Genomic DNA, 16412 nt, shown 5'->3' with positions numbered 1-16412 from the left:
GACCACCGCCGATGGCTGCGCTTACCTCACAATCGATCGTCACAGCCGGTACCGCGCCGGCACCGATCACTCCTACCGCATCCGACACGATCGCCGGCGGGCAGATGGGCCCTACCGGCTGCGCACTGCGGGTCATAACGACCGGCACTGCCACAAACGTGTCTGTCCTCGACCCGGGCCGCACCCCGCTCGGCAACCCGGGCACCGTGACGGCGCTGGCAGCCCCGGCGACCGGTGAGCGGATGCTGCTGGTCCCCGCCTCGGCCGTCGACTCAGCCACGGGGAACGCCACGGTCACCAGCTCGTCGCAGACGGGCGTGACGTACGAGCTGTACCGGATCTGAGGTGGCCGTGGTGAACGACTTCGTGTGGCTCACCCACCCGGAGACGGGTGGTCATTTCCGCTGTCCCAGGGCGGCGGTGGGGGGCTGGAAGGCCACTGGCTGGGAGCCGGCTAACGAGCCGCCAGCCGAGCCGAGCCCCGTGGTAGCCGAGCACCTCGCACGGCGCGAGCAGCGGCAGACCCAGGCTGCCGTCGCGGCCGAGCAGATCAACAAGCCGACCAGGAGGGCCGCCCGGCGCGGCACCGAGAACGGAGAGATGAGCGATGGCTGACGTCCTCGCCGATGGCATGACCCGCGTCGCGTGGGCGCCGGCCATCGCCAGTATCAACGCCCCGGCGACCATGGAACTGGACGCTGGGATCTTGCTCCAGTCGGTGATCACCGCCGACGGGCTGATGGGCTTCGAGGCCACCACCGCAGAGGTGGATACCACGAGCCTGGCAAGCACGTTCGACACCAAGACCATCGGCCGGGATTCGTTCTCGGGCACCGGGCTGCGGATGAAAAAGCAGGATGGCACCGACACCGCCTACGACACCCTGTCGCGCGGCGCCTCCGGTTACATCGTGATCCGGCGGGACGTCGCCGAGTCGACGGCGTGGGCGTCCGGGCAGGCCGTGGAGGTGTATCCGGTGACCTGCGGCCAGCGGAAGCTGCTCCCCCCGGAGGGTAACTCGGTGCGCAAATACGAGGTGCCTACACCCATCACCGTCCCACCGTCGCTGTCCGCGACCGTTGCCTGACGGCCGGGGAAGGACCGGGCATGAGCAAGAGCAAAAAGACGGCCAAGGAGCTGATCCGGGCCGCGAAGCTGCCGGAGACGGCCGTACCGATCTGCCTTCACGCCGACCTGGTGGCGGAAGTGGAGGCAGCGGAGCGGGAGCTGGCCGACGCGCAACGCCATCCCGCGGACTCCCTCGCAGCGGGCGGAAAGGCCCGCCAGGTCGCCGAGCGGATCGAGGCACTGCGGCAGCAGATGCTCGACCACACCGTCGACTTCCGTCTGCGAGCTCTGGCCCGGCCGGCATGGCGGGCACTGATGGAAGGGCACGCTCCCCGCAAGGACGACAAGGGTCAGGTCGACGAACGCGACAAGTACGTCGGCGTAAACGTCTCCACGTTCTTCGAGGCGCTGGTGCGCGCATCCGTCGTTGAGCCCGAGCTGGATGTCGAGGACTGGCGGCTGCTACTAGACGAGCGACTGACCGACCGGCAGTTCGATCAGCTCGCCGACGCGGCGTGGAGCCTGAACCGGCGGGATGTGGATATCCCTTTCTCGCTCGCCGCCTCGCGGATTCTCCAGAGCAGCGGGCCCGAATAGAGGCGGCCGAAAGGCTCCGGATCAGCCCACGACGGCTGGACGGGTGGGAACCCACCACCACCTACACCTACGACAGCGACAGTCGGCTGCTCGGCTCGACCCCGGAGCCAGAGTGGTCCGAGCAGGATGTTGCGTGGATCCTCGCCCTCGCTCATCTGCGGGCGGAGGAGGAGGCGTACCGCTGTCCATCGTGCGGCGGGGACCAGCGGGAATGCTGCTCGCCGGAGACAGAGGGCAAGTTCGACGTCCCGCCGCCGGTTAGATGTCACGCCACAACGGCGCTACTTGCGGCCCAGCCGGCGCATCAGGAGTCGCCGCAGCGTGAGGCGCTGCTGTGGCGGGCGAAGCGACGCTAACGGCGCTTCCGTGTCGCCAAGAACCAGACCAGACCGCCGATCAACACGGCAGACGACACGAAGCAGCAAAGCGTGGCGATATGCCACGGCCTGAGAGCACCCATGACGAAGCACCATATCGGGCACCACTCAACCGCACTGTCCCCCTGGAGGTGGATTTATGGCCATACGTACGGTCGGTGTCCGCCTACAGGCAGAGGTTTCGGGATACGTCAACGGTCTGCGTACCGCCACCCGGTCGACGCGGGACTTCACAGGCGAGCTGGATAAGGCAGCCAAGGCAGGCCACCTAGATGCTGTGGCGGACCAAGCCGGCGCGATGGGGCTCGCTCTCGCGGGCGGGTTCGCAGTCGGAATCACCGCCGCCGCCAGGTTTGACAAGCAGATGAGCGCAGTACGCGCGACGACGCATGCCTCCGCCGGTGATATGAAAATGCTGCGCACCGCCGCACTTCAGGCCGGCAAGGACACCGCTTTCAGCGCCACCGAGGCGGCCCAGGGCATCGAGGAACTCGCCAAGGCCGGCGTTTCGACGGCGGCGATCCTCAACGGCGGCCTCAAGGGCGCCCTCGATCTCGCCGCAGCCGGCGGCCTCGAGGTGTCAGATGCCGCGGAAATCGCCGCATCCGCTATGACCCAGTTCAAGCTGTCCAGCAACCAGATTCCGCACCTCGCCGATCTGCTCGCTGCAGGTGCCAGCAAGGCGCAGGGGAGCGTGCACGACCTCGGCATGGCGCTGTCGCAGGGCGGGCTAGTGGCAGCCCAGATGGGCCTGTCCATCGAGGACACGACGGGCACGCTCGCAGCGTTCGCCTCCGCAGGGCTGATGGGGTCAGACGCCGGCACATCACTCAAGACCGCGATGCTGATGCTGGCCAACCCGACCGACAAGGCCAAAAGCGTGATGGCGGAGCTGGGCATCCAGACCTACGACGCGTCCGGGCAGTTCGTCGGCATTACCGCGCTCGCGGGGCAACTCCAGGAGCGGCTCGGCGGCCTCACCCAGGAGCAGCGCAACGCCGCGTTGGCCACAATCTTCGGGTCAGACGCGATCCGGGCGGCGAGCATCCTGTACGAGCGGGGCGCCGACGGCATCCAGACCTGGATCGACAAGACCAACGACGCCGGGTACGCCGCGGAGACGGCCCGCACCCGCATGGACAACCTTGCGGGAGATATTGAGCGTCTGACCGGGTCACTGGAGACGCTGGCGATCGAGTCCAGCTCGGGCGCTGAGTCCGGGCTGCGTACGCTCGTGCAAGGGGCGGACAACCTGGTCAACTCCCTGTCCGGCATCCCTGCACCGGTGCAGAACGCCGCCGTGATCGTCGCCGGGGTGTCTGGTGCCGCGCTGCTCGCGGCGGCAGGTGCGGCGAAGATGCGCAGCGCCACCGCGGACGCTCTTGGAGAGTTGCGGAAGACGGGCCCAATCGGGCAACGGGCGGCGGCAGGGCTGGAGCAGACGGGCAAGGCCGCCGGCCGGGTCGCCATCACGCTGGCCGCCCTGCAGACGGCGTCGGCGCTGATGGGTAGCAGCGTGAACGCCCAGACCGAGGTGTTGGGCAAACGCATGACTGATTTCGCCAGAAGCGGCGAGATCGGCGGCGAGGCAGCCCGAGTGTTCGGTGACGACCTCGGGAAGCTAGACCAAGCGCTAACGGACGTCGCAGACACGGGCGCGTGGTCGAGCTTTGTGCGGGGCACCACCGGCCTGGTGGAAGGCATCACCGGCGTCGGCAATGCTTATGACCTCAGCTTGCAAAATTCCAGGAAGCGGCTGCAGGCGCTCGACCAGACCCTGTCGCAGATGGTCCAGTCCGGGCAGGGACAGCAGGCGGCAGAGATCTTCCAGCAAATCGCGGAACGGGCCCGCGAGCAGGGCGTATCGGTCAACGAGTTGAACAAGGTGCTGCCTGGCTACGCGGCGGCGGTTGAGATGGCCGGCGACAAAGCCAACGGCGCCGCCGGGAGCGTGGCCGAAGTCGGCACCGAAGCTGCTGATGCTGCAGACAAGGTTCAGGAACTGAAGGACGCATTCGATGCCCTGTTCGACATCCAGATGGATCTGGATCGGGCGACGATCGCCTACCGGCAGGGCTTGAAGGATCTCAAGGCGGAACTGGTCGAGGGCAAACGGACCCTGGAGACGACAACCCAGGCGGGCCGGGACAACGCGACGGTGGTGCTGGACCAGATCGAGCGAATCAAGGATCTGCGGCAGGCAAATATTGAGAACAACATGTCGGTCGAGGACGCCGACGCGGCGTACATGTCGCAGATCGGATCACTGCGGGCTGTCTTGATCCAGATGGGCTACAACGAGGATCAGGTCGACGACCTGATCGGCAAGTACAAGGCAGTGCCGGGCAAGGTCGCGACGACGGTGACAGCAGACACGATCCAGGCGGAGCGGGAGCTGGCCCAGGTGCGGGATCTGATCACGCAGATTAGGTCCAAGAAGGTAGTCATCACCACTCAGCACAACGAGATCGTCACCCGGTCGGAGGGGCGGAACGCGCCGATCGGCGATGGCGTGGGTGGCCGGCGGTGGGGTGGCATCACCGAGCACGCCCAGTGGGGGGTGCTGCGGGAGGCACAGATCGCCTCGCCGCAAGGCCCTGCCAGGTATGCGTGGGCTGAGCCGGCGACCGGAGGAGAGCTGTTCGCCCCGAAGTACGGGGACCCGAACCGCACGAAGGCGATGGTCAGCTACGCGATCGAGAACTGGTGGGGCGGATGGCGGAACTTCCTCCCCGCCATGGGTGCCGGGATGGGACAGGCCTCGGTCGGCTCGCCGGTGACGAACCACTACTACTGGCAGCCGCAGAGGGCCGTGGCCAGCATGGAGGACTTCAGGGCGTTCCAGTCTCGGCAGGACGCCTTGGCACGGGTGGGGAGGCCCCACTAGATGCCCATCTACGTCGGCACCCCCGTCCCGCCGCCGATAAGGCCGGTGGATCCTGGCCGACCTCAAGCGGTGTGGATCGCCCCGGACGGTACCGAATGGCAGTTGACCTCAGAAAACGAGCTGCACTTCACCCTGAACGCCGTAACCGGGTGGGGTGCGGCGCCGATCAGCATCGTCGCCGATGCGCACCCACGCGGCGGCACCCGGGTGCGACACATCCAGCCACACGCACGCACGATCACGTGGCCGATCCGAGTCCGCGCCGACACGCATTTGGAGTTGGTCGCGGGTTGGCGGGCGATTGCGCGGGCGTTCACCATGACCCGCCGGTTGGGCCCCGGCACCCTACGGGTGATGCGCCCGGACGGAGATGCGCGGGAGATTCGCGCCTACTACGAGGCGGGGTTCGACGGCGAACCCGGCCAGGGCCACACCTACGACACGGCGGTGCTGTCGCTGTACTGCGAGGACCCCTTCTGGAGTGCGGTGGCTCCAGTCAGCACCCTCTACACGAACGGGGCCGCTGTGTCGTATCTGGATCCGTACCTGACGGTTAGCCCGTCGAGTGTGCTCGGCGCGGCGACAGCCGTCAACGCGGGTGATGTGGAGGCGTGGCCGGCGTGGACGATCGTCGGGCCCGCCTCGCAAGTACAGGCCACCAACTCGACCACCGATGAGACGTTCACCCTGACGGCGACGCTGCTCGCAGGGGAGACGGCGACAATCACCACCGACCCGCCGACGGTGCGCGGCCCGGCCGGGCAGAACTGGACCGGCCACCTTGACTGGCCCGGGGCGGTGTTGTGGGCTTTGCAGCCCGGCCTGAACGACGTCGACTTCGCGGTGTCCGGATCAGCCGCCGATACGCAGATCGCCCTCTCCTACACCCCTCGATATGAGACGGCCTGACTGATGCCTCTGATGCTGTCCCAGCCTGCGCGGATCACTCTGCTGATCACCGACCGGAATCTCAATGTCATCGGTGACCCGATCAGTGACTGGACTGGCCTGGACGTAACGCTGCAATTCAACGATGTCGCGTCGGGTGGGTTCAGGGCGCCGCGCACGGCAGTCACTGCCGCCCAGCTGACGGCTGGGCGGCGGGTGGTGGTCATCCGGAACGGTGCGGTGTTCTGCGCCGGCCCAATCGAGGCCCCCGGCCCGGAGGACTGGTCGGTGGAGGGTCAGGCCTCCGGGCCGGGTCAGGTGGAGGTCCGGTTCGCCGACGACCTTGCCGCAGTGGTGTCGCGGGTGACCTACCCGAACCCGGCGGCGCCGGCAACCGCCCAGACATCCACCGCGCGGTGGACGGCCACCAATGAGGCCGGCGATGTCATCCGGTCGCTAGTGGACCTGAACGCGGGTCCGGGGGCTCTGACGGCACGGCGGGTGCCGCAGCTGGCTCTCGGTACCGGCGCTGGTATCGGCGCACAGATCACCTTCGGTACACGATTCGAGCCGCTCGGGGACGCACTGCGGTCGGCGGCCATCGCCGGCGGCGGGCTGGGATTCCGCACCCGGCAAGACACGGGCGCCGCGCAGATCGTCTTCGACGTGTATGCGCCACAAGACCTCAGCGGGACGGTGCGGTTCAGCCCAGGGCTGGGCAACCTGCACTCCTACCGGTATGACCCGCAGGCGCCGACGACGACGGCGATTGTCGGCGGGCAGGATGTCGGCACGTCGCGACTCGTAGTGGAACGAGTCGACACGGCCGCGGAAGCGGCGTGGGGGCGAATGGAGCGGTTCGTGGACCGGCGCCAGGTCGCCATCGCCGCCGAGCTCGATCAGGCCGGCGATGAAGAGTTGGCGCGAGCGGCGGAGACGGCCCAGCTGTCGTCGGTGACGGTCGACACGGACGACCAGCGGTTCGGTGTGCACTACCACCTCGGCGACCGGGTGTCGCTGGAGCTGGCCTCCGGCGTGGAGGTCGCGGACGTGGTCCGGGCGGTGCACATGCAGGTGACCCCGGATGCCGGTGAGCTGGTGACCGCGCTGGTGGGGTCGCAGGACACGTCTAGTGACCCGAGATGGGTCAGATTCCTACGGGACGTGGCTCGCCGGATCGACCGATTGGAGACAATCTGATGGAGACCTGGTACCCGAACCCCAGTGTCACGCAGCTGCAGCACGAGCACCTCATCGCCCTCGCCGTGCCCACCGGTGTCGTGGGGCATCCACAAGACCCGCCTCTGGTGTATGCGCCTGGCTCCGGCACCCGCGAGATCCGCATCCGCGCCGACCGGCGGGCGAGTGTGCTGGGCTACGGATGGGAAAACGACAACGACGAAATCGTGTTCTCCCTGGCTGATAACGCCGCCGGCTCGACACGGGTGGACCTGGTCGTGCTGCGCTTCGACCGCGCCGACTACTCCGTGCGTAACGCCGTCGTGCCGGGCACCCCCGGCGCCGGAGCACCCGCGCCCACCATGAACACCGGCGCATCCGGTGTTTGGGAGCTACCCCTGGCGGAGGTAGATGTCGGGCCTGGCGCGACCACCATCGCCGACACTCAGGTGCGTAGCCGTGCCTGGTCCATCGGCCCCGGCGGCTACCTGTGCACGTCGTCGACCCGACCGCCCCACACCCCCGGACAGCGACTTTGGGAGACCGACACAGACAGGCTCATGGTGTCAACCGGCTCGCAATGGCTACCCGTGAGCCGGCTCCACGAGCCGGTGCCGCTGTGTGTAATGACCTCTCTTGCCGCGCTCATTCATACCGGCGGTTATACCGAGGTCCGGCTCACAACCATTATGGAGGATACCGACGGTATGGGCGACGAGGTCAATTGGCGGTTTGTTTGCCGGACGGCCGGGCTGTATCGCGTCACCTGCTCAGCCGTGTTCAAAGAGCGTTCCTCTGGGTCGCGGGGAGTGTTCATCCGTGACTACAACAATGCAATCACTACACCCATTGGGATTCTGGTGCCGGCAGCAGATGGCTACTTCACCGCGTTGTCCGCATCTGGGCTGCTCCGGCTGGAGGTCGGGGACGAACTGAGGCTTTGGGCCTATCAGGACAGCGGCAGCAGCCTCGGACTGGATGATCGCTTCGGGTGGCCGGCGCACCTAGAGGCCGAATGGGTGTCGCGCTGAAAACAGGAGGGGTATCTAGATGTTAGATCCACATCTAATCCCGGATGAGAACCCGGAGCAGCAGATCGGGGAGCAGATCCCCGATCCGTGGATCGATTCCGAGCAGACCGACTGGCCAATTGTGGAGGTGAACACCGATGGCGTGGACCGTGGTACCGAACCTGGATGAGGCACGAGACCAGCTAACCGAGCGGTTTCCCAAACGGGACACCAGATCGGACGGTGCGATCGGCGACACCGCCCACCAGAGCTCCCCGTCAAGCCACAACCCGGACCGGACCGGCCGGCCGGAGCATCGCGACGGCGACAGCCTCGACGAGGTACGGGCCCGAGACTTCGACGCCGACCTGCACGACCCGCACGGGGTCACGATGGAGCAGGTCGTGCAGCTGTGGGTGACCCTCGCCCGCTCCGGCGCCCTGTGGTGGGTGCGGTACATCATCTACCAGGGCCGGATCTGGCACCGCCGGCATGGCTTCGCCACCCACACCTACACCGGCTCGAACCGGCACACGACCCACTGCCACGTGAACTCTGACTTCACCCAGGCCGCCGACACGGTGCGGGGCACGGACTGGCAGCTGGACCAGCTCAGCGCGCCGGCACCGGCGCCGGTGCGGCCGGCACCCGGCCCGGCAGTGGCGTTCCCTCTGCCGGGCGGCTACTACTTCGGCCCCCGCAACGGGGGGAGCCGGTCGGTTTCCGGCTACTACCGTCGCCGGTTTGGGGCCCGCGCCGACCGGCAATGGCTGACCGTGTGGACAACCCAGCTGGTCCGCCGGGGCTGGCCCGCCGGCAAGGGAAAGCGGTACCTACGCACCGCCGGTAACGACGGGCTCTACGGGCCGGAGTACCGGGAACTGATCGAGGCGTTTCAGGCCGACCAGGGCCTCACCCGCGATGGGCTGCTGGGCCGCAAAACCTGGGACGCCGCCTACCGAAACCCGATCCGGTAGGGCCGAAACGTGGAGGCGCTGCTGTATGTGGCGGCGGCGATCGTCGCCATCGGCGCCGCCGCCCAAGTACTACACAAGGTCGGCCTAGGTGCGCGCCGGCTCGGTCGTCTCGTCGACGACCTACTCGGCGAGCCGCCCCGCGCCGGCCTCCCTGAAGGGCGGCCCGGACTCATGGCTCGGGTCGGCCGGATCGAATGCCGGCTCACCGCCCTTGAGGAGCTGCGCCCCAACGGCGGCCAATCGATCAAGGACCAGGTCGACCGGATCGCCCAGGCCACCGGCGCCGACGCCCCCATCCCCGAAACTCAGGAGGACCGATGACTCACGACTACCTGATCAGCCTGATCCGTACCGCTGTCCCCGCCGCCGTCGGCGCCCTGCTCGCCTGGATGGCCTCGACGGCGGGCATCGTCCTCGACGCCGACTCGTCCACCACCCTCACGGCCGGCGTGGTCGCGCTGGCGATGGCCGGCTACTACGCCCTCGTCCGGGTGGCCGAGGCACGGTGGCCACGGCTGGGCGTCCTGCTGGGTACGCCGGCCGCGCCCCGGTATGAGGCGCCCTCGATGCGGTGACCTCCCGGCCGGCGCCGACCAAGCCGCGCGACCCCGTCTGACGAAAGAGCCCCCGGGCTCTGGCCATGCATGGCCTAGTTGGGCGGGGGTTCGTGCTGTAGACAGCGCCCCGCCTAGCCTCAGGGCCAGGCGGGGCGTTTCGTCGTGTCCGGGTGCGCACGTCACTGCCACCCGCTGTCGGAAATGACGACGGTGCGGGACACCAGCCGCCCCTGGATGCCACGCCCCGACAGCAGTTCCGCGAGGTAGCGCTCGGCGCGCTCGCGGTCCGGGGCGGGTGTCAGGTGGGTGCCGTAGATCCCCTCAAATTCGATGCCCCAGGCCGTGTACGTCCCCGCGGGTATCCGCCGGGTAGAGGGCCGTGCCGGTGATGCCGGCACCCAGTGCAGCTACTGCCACAGCAGTGATCACGATTGGTGTGCGGGTCACTACCGGACCCTACGGGCTGTCAAACCAGGCCGCCGTGACACGCCCTGACCTGGGAGCGCACCAGTCGGGACTACGACACGACGCGGGCCCCGCCCTCCCGAGCTGGGAGAGCGGGGCCGCCTTTGTCACATGGTGGGCTGTCCGGAGCCCGGGGGTCGCAACCCGGCTCACGGCAGCCGTCGTATCCGCCGGAGGGGTCAAAGCTGGTCATGGGGTGAGGCTCCATCGCTGTGTGCTGGATGGGCTATCCACCCACAGCGTGTGATGACCCTCGTCGTTTACGGTGAGTCCGAGTTGCTCGACCTCGGGACGGCCGGCTCGGACCCAACGGCGGTACGCGTTGTGCACATCTCCCCAAACGGGCCCTACCTCGGTTAACCGGCCGCGCCCGACTCGTGCCCAGGAACCTGCGCGGTTGGCGTAGATGTGCTCGGCCTGGTCCCCGATGCCGTCCGGTCCGGGGATGGTGATCTGCACGATGTCGGGACAGTGCAGGTGCAGCCAGGCCACGCAGCTGTCGGCTCTCAGGTCGGATGGGGCGTCTGCTGGGCTCCCGTCGCGCAGGGCCGCAGGGTCGAACGCTGCGTCGGGGATCATCGCCGCCGCGGGGTCGGCCCGGGAGTTCATGAAGGCCGCCCGGGATAGGAACCGGCCTGAAGCTGTCGCGCCGTGCTGGTCGCGGTGGAGCGCGACGAGTCCGAGGCCGAGGTTGGCAACGATGACACCACCGGGCGTGCACTGGCGCAGCCATGTCGGCGGGATCCGCTCGGTGCCGTAGGTGGCGATGATCCGGTCGTATGGCCTCTGCTCGGGCCAGCCTGCTGCGCCATCGCCGACCCGTATCGTGGGGCGGTAGCCGGCCTGTGCAAGGGCGGCGGCAGCGGTGGCGGACAGGGCCTGGTCGTACTCGACCGTATACACCCGGTCGTCACCGAGTCGATGGCACAGCAGGGCCGCGTTGTAGCCGGTGCCGGTGCCGACCTCCAGCACGGTGTGACCCGGGCTGACGTCAAGCGCCTCGAGCATCACGGCCATAACAGACGGCTGACTGGATGCGCTGGTGGCGGTCCCGGCGGAGTCGACCTGGGTCACCAGTGATGTGTCGGAGTAGCAGATAGCTAGCCAGTGGTCGCGCTTCCCGGGATCCGTGCTGTCGAGCCGTTCTAGGCCGGCGTTGGTGCGGTGCCAACAGGTGGGGACGAACAGGTGCCGCGGCACCTGCTCGAACGCCGAGATCCATGCCGGCGACCGGAGGGCACCGGCGGTGGTGAGTTTGGCAGCTAGCTCGTGTCGTGGCCCTGTCGTCGGGTCGATCATGTACGCTCCCTACTCAGTTCGGCGGCTATCGCTGCGGCGATCGGTAGGCCGGTTTCCTGTTCGATCCATCCCCACTGCCCGTTCGGGTTGATCTCCAGGAACACCCACTCCCCATCAGGTGTAACGATGAAGTCGAGCGCCCCGAAACGCAGGTCGAGCGCGGCCATGAACCGGCGGACCGCCGCATCCACCCGTGGTGGGACGGTGATGGGCTGGTAGGTCAGGGCGTCGTAGTCCGAACGCCAGTCCAAAGCGGCGGCGTCTGAGTGCGTGTCGATCCGCGCGGCGAACAGGGCCTCGCCGGCAACGGTTAGACGCACCTCGTACGCCTTGGCCACCTGCTCTTGGAGTAGATGCGCGGTGTGGGCTATCCCCGGGTTGCCCGCCTGCTCGACCGTCACCGTGCTGGTGGTGTGCAGCAGGCCAGCATCTTTCGGGCTGCCAGTGAGCGTCTTGTAGATCAGCCCACCGGGGCAGGACTCAGCGAATGCCCGAGCAGCGGAGGGAACGTTGGTGATGATCGTGCGGGGAGTCGTCAGACCCGCGCCGTGGGCTACGGCCAGTTGTCGTGGCTTGAAATCAGCGGCGGCGACCCGATCGGGACGGTTCACCCACACCGCCGGCAGAGAGGTGAGGACGCCCCCGAACCCGTGGAGCGCTTCGTCGGATGCCCACGCCCGCTCCTCATCGGACATGCCATCAGGCAGCGCAAATTGGGTGGGTCGCCGGTAGTAGACGGCGGTGATGTCAGACAGCCGCACCGTCCGGTGCTTGCCGCACAAGGCCCCGATCCAGGCGCCATCCCATGTCGCGGACAGGTGCAGACGCTGCGGGAAGTCGGCGGTGTCGAAGCGGACCACCTCTGCGCCCGTGTCGTGGAGATGTTTGATCACCGGGTCCACGGTGATGTCGAGAGGGTGGGTGAGAATGAGGACTGCCATGTCCGTCCTTCCGAGAGTACGGCGGGGTGGCGGGCGGCGGCCCGCCACGTGATGACCGTGGCGGGCCGCCCACTGCTGGTCAGTCCTTGTCGTCCCAGAGCTGGCCATCCTCGCGGGTCTGCCGCACGGTCGCCGCGAGTGGGCCGCCAAGCTCGGCGTACGGGAGGCCGTTGACGGTCGCGACCTGGAGCTCGTCGTCGTAGGCGACGCCGGTCAGGTCCAGGACGTTGCCGGCCGGCATCGGCCGAGCCTGACCGAAACCGAACGACACCGGTGCTGCCGGGGCGACGGTCGGAGACTCAGTACGCGGACCTCGGTGCAGCCGCAGCGGGGTGGAACTCAACATGATGATTCCTTTCGTTCACCGGCCGCCGTGTGCGGTCGGTCGTCTACTGGTTGTGCGGCACGATCCCGTCGCATCTGACGTACAACTGGCGACGGCGCACCGCAGTGCCCGCGTCGTTCAGCTCGTAGCCCTCCAGCCACACCCACCCGGGGTAGGTCGGCCGATCAAGGACCCGGATCACCCGAACCGTGATCGGGCGAACGAACTGCGGAGAGGCATGCCGGTCGAGACGGATTGCGTCCCCCGCCCGCAACCTGTAGCCGGGCGCCGCCGGCCTAGCTGCGGCCTGAGCCATAGCCGTCAACGCCTACTCCCGGCGCGTTGCGGGAGGCGCCCAGTTGTCCTGCCCGACCGTGGCGAGGTAGTCGTAGGCGGTGTCGGTGGGCCGGCACGGCCATCCACATCCGCACACAGGGCACCGGTCCACCCGCGGCCAGTGCTCGACGATGATCCGCCGGGCGGACAGGATCATCCGGTTGCGCAGCTGGACCGCCGACAGGCCGATCGGGGTAGGCCGGGCGTGGGTGGCCATCACCGCTGGTTGGCCCGCTGCCGGGCCAACCGGGTCATCAACGGCCGGGTATCCAGGATGACCGTCGGCTGGTCGCATAGTGGCCGGTAGGCGCCTGCCCGCGCCGCGTACACGGTGGCGGGACCGGTGGCGTCCAACCGCCCGGAACGGCGGCGTCGGCGTTGGCGGAACAGCCGGAACATGCGCGGACTCCCTCACCCTCGATGGTCCCAGTCACCCGACGCAACGGGGGTAGCGCCGGGTGACTGGGACGTCACTTCGAGGATGCGGAGTGAACTAGTGATGCTCCAGGTACGTTCCGTGGCACACGCAGGAATCGATGGAGTAGCTAGTACACGGTGTACGACTCAGGTCGTACACCCGACCAGCGAGGCGAGATCGGCCAACTCAGCGGACATAGCCCGCCGCTTCCGCTCCGTGATCGAGTGGACGATGTCCCGCGCGTACTGCTGCTGCCTCAGCCAGGCTGGCGCCGCAGTGCGCAGGTCGACGAGGACGTCGGTGGCGTCCGCGTACCGGCCAGTTTGCACATGAGACCAGGCCACATCCAGCCGGTGACGCTGCCGCGATGACGGTGTCACCTGCGGCGAGCGGGTCACACCCTCCGACAGGTCAAGTGCCCTATCGGGTTGGCCGGCGATCACCGCGCACTCGACCTGCATCAGCCGTACCGCTTCGGTGGAGAAGTCGTTCCCCGCGACGTCGGCATGCGGATTCGGCCGTTCACCGAGCCGTTGCGCGCCGGCGGCCGCCAACTCCAGCAACTCAGCGGCATCATCGTCCCGGGCATCCCGAACCGCCGCGCCCGCGCCCTTGATCAGCAGGAACCCCCACGCGGTCAACTCGGCCGCAGACGCTGTACTCATGCGCGGCTCGACCCGGTCAGCGGTAGTAACCGCCAAACGCTCAGCCTCAGCGAAGCGCCCCTGCCTGATCAGTAGCCAACACATCGGCGCCGCCGCTGAAGCGCCAACCACCTGGTCACCCGAGAGCCGAGCATGATCCAGCGCCCCGGCCAGGGCAACGTGCGCCAGGTCGACCTGGCGTAGCTGGATCAGTAGCCGCCCGGCAAGTTGGTGAGCTTGAGACGCGATGGCGTGTGCGAGGAGTTGGTCGTCGGCAGCCGCGGCATGAACAAGGGCCCGGGACTCGCCCAGCATGGCGGGCAGCGTCGCCAGGGTTACTGCGTAGTCGTTGGCGTGATAGCTCGCGTTCGCGTTAGCGACAGTGCACCGCGCGCTGGCAAGCGTCGGCGGCTGGTCGCCGAGATCGATGTCGAGCGGCATGCCATCCAGCCCGACGACTGGGGTGAGCGCCCGGCGGACACCAACGAGACTCAGCGGCCGAGCGTCCGGCTCCCGGTCGGTAGCAGCGCGGGCCGCGTTTCCGAATAGCGCGCTGGTAGACACTCCAAGGGCACGCGCAAGCTTGTTCAGGGTGGCAGTACGGGCACCCTGCCGCTCACCCTGCTCCAACTTCCGAATCGTCTCGACGCTGACGCCGGCACGCTCCGCCAGTTGCTCCTGCGTCAGCGTCGATCGCCGCCGTATATGAGCAAGGTGCTCGCCAATTGTCGGTTCCATGCTCGTCTCCCAGGTAGAGGCTGGAAGGCGGCACCGCCGACCTCTACCCGGCGGGCCGCCACAGTCGACGGTACTCCCCGCCCACCACGTCACGCCGTCAGCAACAGACCGTGTTGTATTGTGGATGCCTCGCGCGGAATAACACGGACCCGCAATTCTGGCTAGTCTCCAAATCGGTCATGCCGTCGGCCGGAGATAGGTGTCGGACATTTCTCAAGCCACGAAAGGCGCGAATCTCGTTCGCGGATATTGCTTGTCGTTTGTGGAACTGGTATTACAATTGATCCCGCTGATCAACGATCATTGAGCATCGGTGACGAGGAGCCTCCACGTGGGGGTCGTGTGGCCCTCGATCGCGCACCATCACCGTCTGTCCTTCGACACGCCGCGAGAAGTCTTCCCATCTGTTAGCACATGTGTTCGACTAGCGCGTTCCTTGTCCAGTACTCAGCGGAGGTCATCAACCACGCCATGCGCCAGCCTCAACCACCCCGCCACCGCCCGCCTCTGACGCTCGCTGGCAGTCTCGCCGGACTCCTTACGATCGCGCTTCTCGCGGTACTGGCCACCGCGTACAGCCACGATGCCGCCATGACTGCCGAGATGGGGACTCTCATGCTTGCTGACGCACTTCTTGGCGTCGCTAGCTGTGCCCTGCTCGTGGCCGGACACATCCGTCGGTGGATTGATGAGGCGGGCGACATCCGCTGGTGGTGTGGCTACAGCGCCGCGGTCAAGGACCTCACCGACCGCGGCGCGCTTCCCATGTCAGCCGATCGCGGTTGAGGTGGGTAGCACGCGCTACGTGCCGCCCATCACGTCGACACGGTCGTACGCCCGTCGGGCCCGGGCCGCCCTAGCGGACGCTCCGTAGTGCCGCAGCATCTGCGGCGAGTCCCACCCGGTCAGCTCCATCAGGTCGCCTTCCGCGCCGCCAGCGTCCAGCCAGCGGTGCGCGAAGGTGTGTCGGAACATGTGCGGGTGCAGCTTGATGCCGAGTCGTTCGCCACGGCGGGCGATGACCTGGTAGATGCCAGACGGCGTCATTCCCTGCTCAAGACGACGTACCCCCAGCCATAGTCCAGACAGATTGGCTGCCTTGTGACTGGCTCGAATTCGCTTGTACCGGTCAACCGCCTGGGCGCATTTGTAATCAAACTTGACTGTTCTCTGCCGGTTACCCTTACCAGTGACGATTGCGGTCCGGTCCGCTACCGATACGTCGTCAACCTCCAGGCCAGCGAGTTCGGTGAGGCGAACCCCGGTGCAGGCGAACATGCGCAACATGGCAGCATCCCGACGAGACTCGAAGTCACGCCCATCCTCGGCGTCCTTGACCAGGCGCTGCATGTCGGCCAGCTCCAAGACCGGGACCAGCTTCTCCCCCAGCTTCGGGGCGGCTGGCGGCACGAACCGCTCAAACGGGTTCGGTAGATCTTCTTCCTCCGCGTACCACTTGAAGAACTGCTGGAGGCAACGAGCGATGTTGTTGCGGTAGGACGCGGCGTACTCCTGGTCGGCGAGCCATAGGAAGAACGCGCGAAGGTGATCACGAGTGACGTCCGCCCAGGACTGCACGGGCTTGTGCTGGATCAGCCAGCCACCGAACCAGGAAACAGCGTCGGCGTACATCTCGCGGGTTCGGGCGCTCCTGCCGCGTATCCGTAGGTCCAAGACGAACGAGTCGATGAAGGGGCGAAGGTGGC

Annotated in this window: 21 protein-coding genes; 13 read left to right on the top strand and 8 right to left on the bottom strand. The window is 67.5% G+C overall.

The features are described 5' to 3' along the window. Positions 1-158: 158 nt before the first annotated feature. The 12 genes from AC1UKG_RS09210 to AC1UKG_RS09155 all read left to right on the top strand — a co-directional run bounded on the left by AC1UKG_RS09210 (position 159) and on the right by AC1UKG_RS09155 (position 9558). Entirely contained in the window at positions 159-344 is a 186-nt protein-coding gene (locus AC1UKG_RS09210) for a hypothetical protein (protein ID WP_482642320.1), read from the top strand. Positions 345-354: 10 nt separating this feature from the next. Continuing rightward, positions 355-615: a hypothetical protein gene (locus tag AC1UKG_RS09205; RefSeq protein ID WP_482642319.1), complete on the top strand. Its 261-nt coding sequence runs from the start codon at positions 355-357 to the stop codon at positions 613-615. After that, entirely contained in the window at positions 608-1087 is a 480-nt protein-coding gene (locus AC1UKG_RS09200; RefSeq protein WP_482642318.1) for a phage tail tube protein, read from the top strand. The genes AC1UKG_RS09205 and AC1UKG_RS09200 overlap by 8 nt, the downstream gene beginning before the upstream one ends. Positions 1088-1107: 20 nt before the next feature. Continuing rightward, complete coding sequence (locus tag AC1UKG_RS09195) at positions 1108-1665, top strand: hypothetical protein (protein ID WP_482642317.1); 558 nt, start codon at positions 1108-1110, stop codon at positions 1663-1665. A 516-nt stretch (positions 1666-2181) separates the two neighbouring features. Next, positions 2182-4929: a phage tail tape measure protein gene (locus AC1UKG_RS09190; protein ID WP_482642316.1), complete on the top strand. Its 2748-nt coding sequence runs from the start codon at positions 2182-2184 to the stop codon at positions 4927-4929. After that, positions 4930-5838, top strand: a complete 909-nt coding sequence (locus AC1UKG_RS09185) for a phage distal tail protein (RefSeq protein WP_482643195.1) — start codon at positions 4930-4932, stop codon at positions 5836-5838. 12 nt (positions 5839-5850) lie between these two features. Beyond that, entirely contained in the window at positions 5851-7017 is a 1167-nt protein-coding gene (locus AC1UKG_RS09180) for a siphovirus ReqiPepy6 Gp37-like family protein (protein ID WP_482642314.1), read from the top strand. After that, on the top strand, positions 7017-8027 hold the full coding sequence (locus AC1UKG_RS09175) for a hypothetical protein (RefSeq protein ID WP_482642313.1): 1011 nt from the start codon (positions 7017-7019) through the stop codon (positions 8025-8027). Before AC1UKG_RS09180 ends, AC1UKG_RS09175 begins: the two co-directional genes overlap by 1 nt. A 19-nt stretch (positions 8028-8046) precedes the next feature. Beyond that, on the top strand, positions 8047-8196 hold the full coding sequence (locus AC1UKG_RS09170; RefSeq protein WP_482642312.1) for a hypothetical protein: 150 nt from the start codon (positions 8047-8049) through the stop codon (positions 8194-8196). Next, on the top strand, positions 8165-8983 hold the full coding sequence (locus AC1UKG_RS09165) for a peptidoglycan-binding domain-containing protein (RefSeq protein ID WP_482642311.1): 819 nt from the start codon (positions 8165-8167) through the stop codon (positions 8981-8983). Before AC1UKG_RS09170 ends, AC1UKG_RS09165 begins: the two co-directional genes overlap by 32 nt. A 9-nt stretch (positions 8984-8992) precedes the next feature. Beyond that, positions 8993-9304 carry a hypothetical protein gene (locus tag AC1UKG_RS09160; protein WP_482642310.1) on the top strand — a complete coding sequence of 104 codons (312 nt, stop codon included), beginning with the start codon at positions 8993-8995 and terminating at the stop codon, positions 9302-9304. After that, complete coding sequence (locus AC1UKG_RS09155; RefSeq protein ID WP_482642309.1) at positions 9301-9558, top strand: hypothetical protein; 258 nt, start codon at positions 9301-9303, stop codon at positions 9556-9558. Before AC1UKG_RS09160 ends, AC1UKG_RS09155 begins: the two co-directional genes overlap by 4 nt. A 161-nt stretch (positions 9559-9719) precedes the next feature. Here AC1UKG_RS09155 and AC1UKG_RS09150 read toward each other — a convergent pair whose 3' ends face one another. From AC1UKG_RS09150 to AC1UKG_RS09120, 7 genes are all read right to left on the bottom strand, one after another. Next, positions 9720-9938, bottom strand: a complete 219-nt coding sequence (locus AC1UKG_RS09150; protein ID WP_482642308.1) for a hypothetical protein — start codon at positions 9936-9938, stop codon at positions 9720-9722. 256 nt (positions 9939-10194) lie between these two features. Continuing rightward, positions 10195-11304, bottom strand: a complete 1110-nt coding sequence (locus AC1UKG_RS09145; RefSeq protein WP_482642307.1) for a methyltransferase domain-containing protein — start codon at positions 11302-11304, stop codon at positions 10195-10197. Then, positions 11301-12245, bottom strand: coding sequence for an ATP-grasp ribosomal peptide maturase (gene tgmB, locus AC1UKG_RS09140; protein WP_482642306.1), 945 nt, complete (start codon positions 12243-12245; stop codon positions 11301-11303). Before tgmB ends, AC1UKG_RS09145 begins: the two co-directional genes overlap by 4 nt. A gap of 79 nt (positions 12246-12324) precedes the next feature. Then, positions 12325-12591, bottom strand: a complete 267-nt coding sequence (locus tag AC1UKG_RS09135) for a hypothetical protein (protein WP_482642305.1) — start codon at positions 12589-12591, stop codon at positions 12325-12327. Positions 12592-12898: 307 nt separating this feature from the next. Next, the gene (locus AC1UKG_RS09130; RefSeq protein ID WP_482642304.1) at positions 12899-13123 is read right to left on the bottom strand and encodes a hypothetical protein; all 225 of its coding nucleotides are present in this window, start codon (positions 13121-13123) and stop codon (positions 12899-12901) included. Further along, entirely contained in the window at positions 13123-13305 is a 183-nt protein-coding gene (locus tag AC1UKG_RS09125; RefSeq protein ID WP_482642303.1) for a hypothetical protein, read from the bottom strand. The genes AC1UKG_RS09130 and AC1UKG_RS09125 overlap by 1 nt, the downstream gene beginning before the upstream one ends. A 165-nt stretch (positions 13306-13470) precedes the next feature. Beyond that, on the bottom strand, positions 13471-14706 hold the full coding sequence (locus tag AC1UKG_RS09120; protein WP_482642302.1) for a helix-turn-helix domain-containing protein: 1236 nt from the start codon (positions 14704-14706) through the stop codon (positions 13471-13473). A 591-nt stretch (positions 14707-15297) separates the two neighbouring features. On the opposite strand from AC1UKG_RS09120, the gene AC1UKG_RS09115 reads away from it, so the two are divergent. Then, positions 15298-15492 carry a hypothetical protein gene (locus AC1UKG_RS09115; RefSeq protein ID WP_482642301.1) on the top strand — a complete coding sequence of 65 codons (195 nt, stop codon included), beginning with the start codon at positions 15298-15300 and terminating at the stop codon, positions 15490-15492. A 15-nt stretch (positions 15493-15507) separates the two neighbouring features. On the opposite strand, the gene AC1UKG_RS09110 is transcribed toward AC1UKG_RS09115, so the two are convergent. Next, positions 15508-16338 carry a tyrosine-type recombinase/integrase gene (locus AC1UKG_RS09110; RefSeq protein WP_482642334.1) on the bottom strand — a complete coding sequence of 277 codons (831 nt, stop codon included), beginning with the start codon at positions 16336-16338 and terminating at the stop codon, positions 15508-15510. Positions 16339-16412 lie beyond the last annotated feature (74 nt).

The sequence above is a fragment of the Salinispora sp. CH2A1_6 genome (assembly GCF_056820975.1).
The sequence above is the reverse complement of the archived record's forward strand: the minus strand, read 5'-3'. Positions and strand labels throughout refer to the sequence as shown.

What these genes read in the sequence shown, in the direction of transcription:
- AC1UKG_RS09200 (WP_482642318.1), top strand. Translation starts at nt 608, where the DNA reads ATGGCTGACGTCCTCGCCGATGGCATGACCCGCGTCGCGTGGGCGCCG.
- AC1UKG_RS09195 (WP_482642317.1), top strand. Translation starts at nt 1,108, where the DNA reads ATGAGCAAGAGCAAAAAGACGGCCAAGGAGCTGATCCGGGCCGCGAAG.
- AC1UKG_RS09190 (WP_482642316.1), top strand. Translation starts at nt 2,182, where the DNA reads ATGGCCATACGTACGGTCGGTGTCCGCCTACAGGCAGAGGTTTCGGGA.
- AC1UKG_RS09185 (WP_482643195.1), top strand. Translation starts at nt 4,930, where the DNA reads ATGCCCATCTACGTCGGCACCCCCGTCCCGCCGCCGATAAGGCCGGTG.
- AC1UKG_RS09180 (WP_482642314.1), top strand. Translation starts at nt 5,851, where the DNA reads ATGCTGTCCCAGCCTGCGCGGATCACTCTGCTGATCACCGACCGGAAT.
- AC1UKG_RS09175 (WP_482642313.1), top strand. Translation starts at nt 7,017, where the DNA reads ATGGAGACCTGGTACCCGAACCCCAGTGTCACGCAGCTGCAGCACGAG.
- AC1UKG_RS09170 (WP_482642312.1), top strand. Translation starts at nt 8,047, where the DNA reads ATGTTAGATCCACATCTAATCCCGGATGAGAACCCGGAGCAGCAGATC.
- AC1UKG_RS09165 (WP_482642311.1), top strand. Translation starts at nt 8,165, where the DNA reads ATGGCGTGGACCGTGGTACCGAACCTGGATGAGGCACGAGACCAGCTA.
- AC1UKG_RS09155 (WP_482642309.1), top strand. Translation starts at nt 9,301, where the DNA reads ATGACTCACGACTACCTGATCAGCCTGATCCGTACCGCTGTCCCCGCC.
- AC1UKG_RS09145 (WP_482642307.1), bottom strand. Translation starts at nt 11,304, where the DNA reads ATGATCGACCCGACGACAGGGCCACGACACGAGCTAGCTGCCAAACTC.
- tgmB (WP_482642306.1), bottom strand. Translation starts at nt 12,245, where the DNA reads ATGGCAGTCCTCATTCTCACCCACCCTCTCGACATCACCGTGGACCCG.
- AC1UKG_RS09135 (WP_482642305.1), bottom strand. Translation starts at nt 12,591, where the DNA reads ATGTTGAGTTCCACCCCGCTGCGGCTGCACCGAGGTCCGCGTACTGAG.
- AC1UKG_RS09130 (WP_482642304.1), bottom strand. Translation starts at nt 13,123, where the DNA reads ATGGCCACCCACGCCCGGCCTACCCCGATCGGCCTGTCGGCGGTCCAG.
- AC1UKG_RS09125 (WP_482642303.1), bottom strand. Translation starts at nt 13,305, where the DNA reads ATGTTCCGGCTGTTCCGCCAACGCCGACGCCGCCGTTCCGGGCGGTTG.
- AC1UKG_RS09120 (WP_482642302.1), bottom strand. Translation starts at nt 14,706, where the DNA reads ATGGAACCGACAATTGGCGAGCACCTTGCTCATATACGGCGGCGATCG.
- AC1UKG_RS09115 (WP_482642301.1), top strand. Translation starts at nt 15,298, where the DNA reads ATGACTGCCGAGATGGGGACTCTCATGCTTGCTGACGCACTTCTTGGC.
- AC1UKG_RS09110 (WP_482642334.1), bottom strand. Translation starts at nt 16,338, where the DNA reads ATGTACGCCGACGCTGTTTCCTGGTTCGGTGGCTGGCTGATCCAGCAC.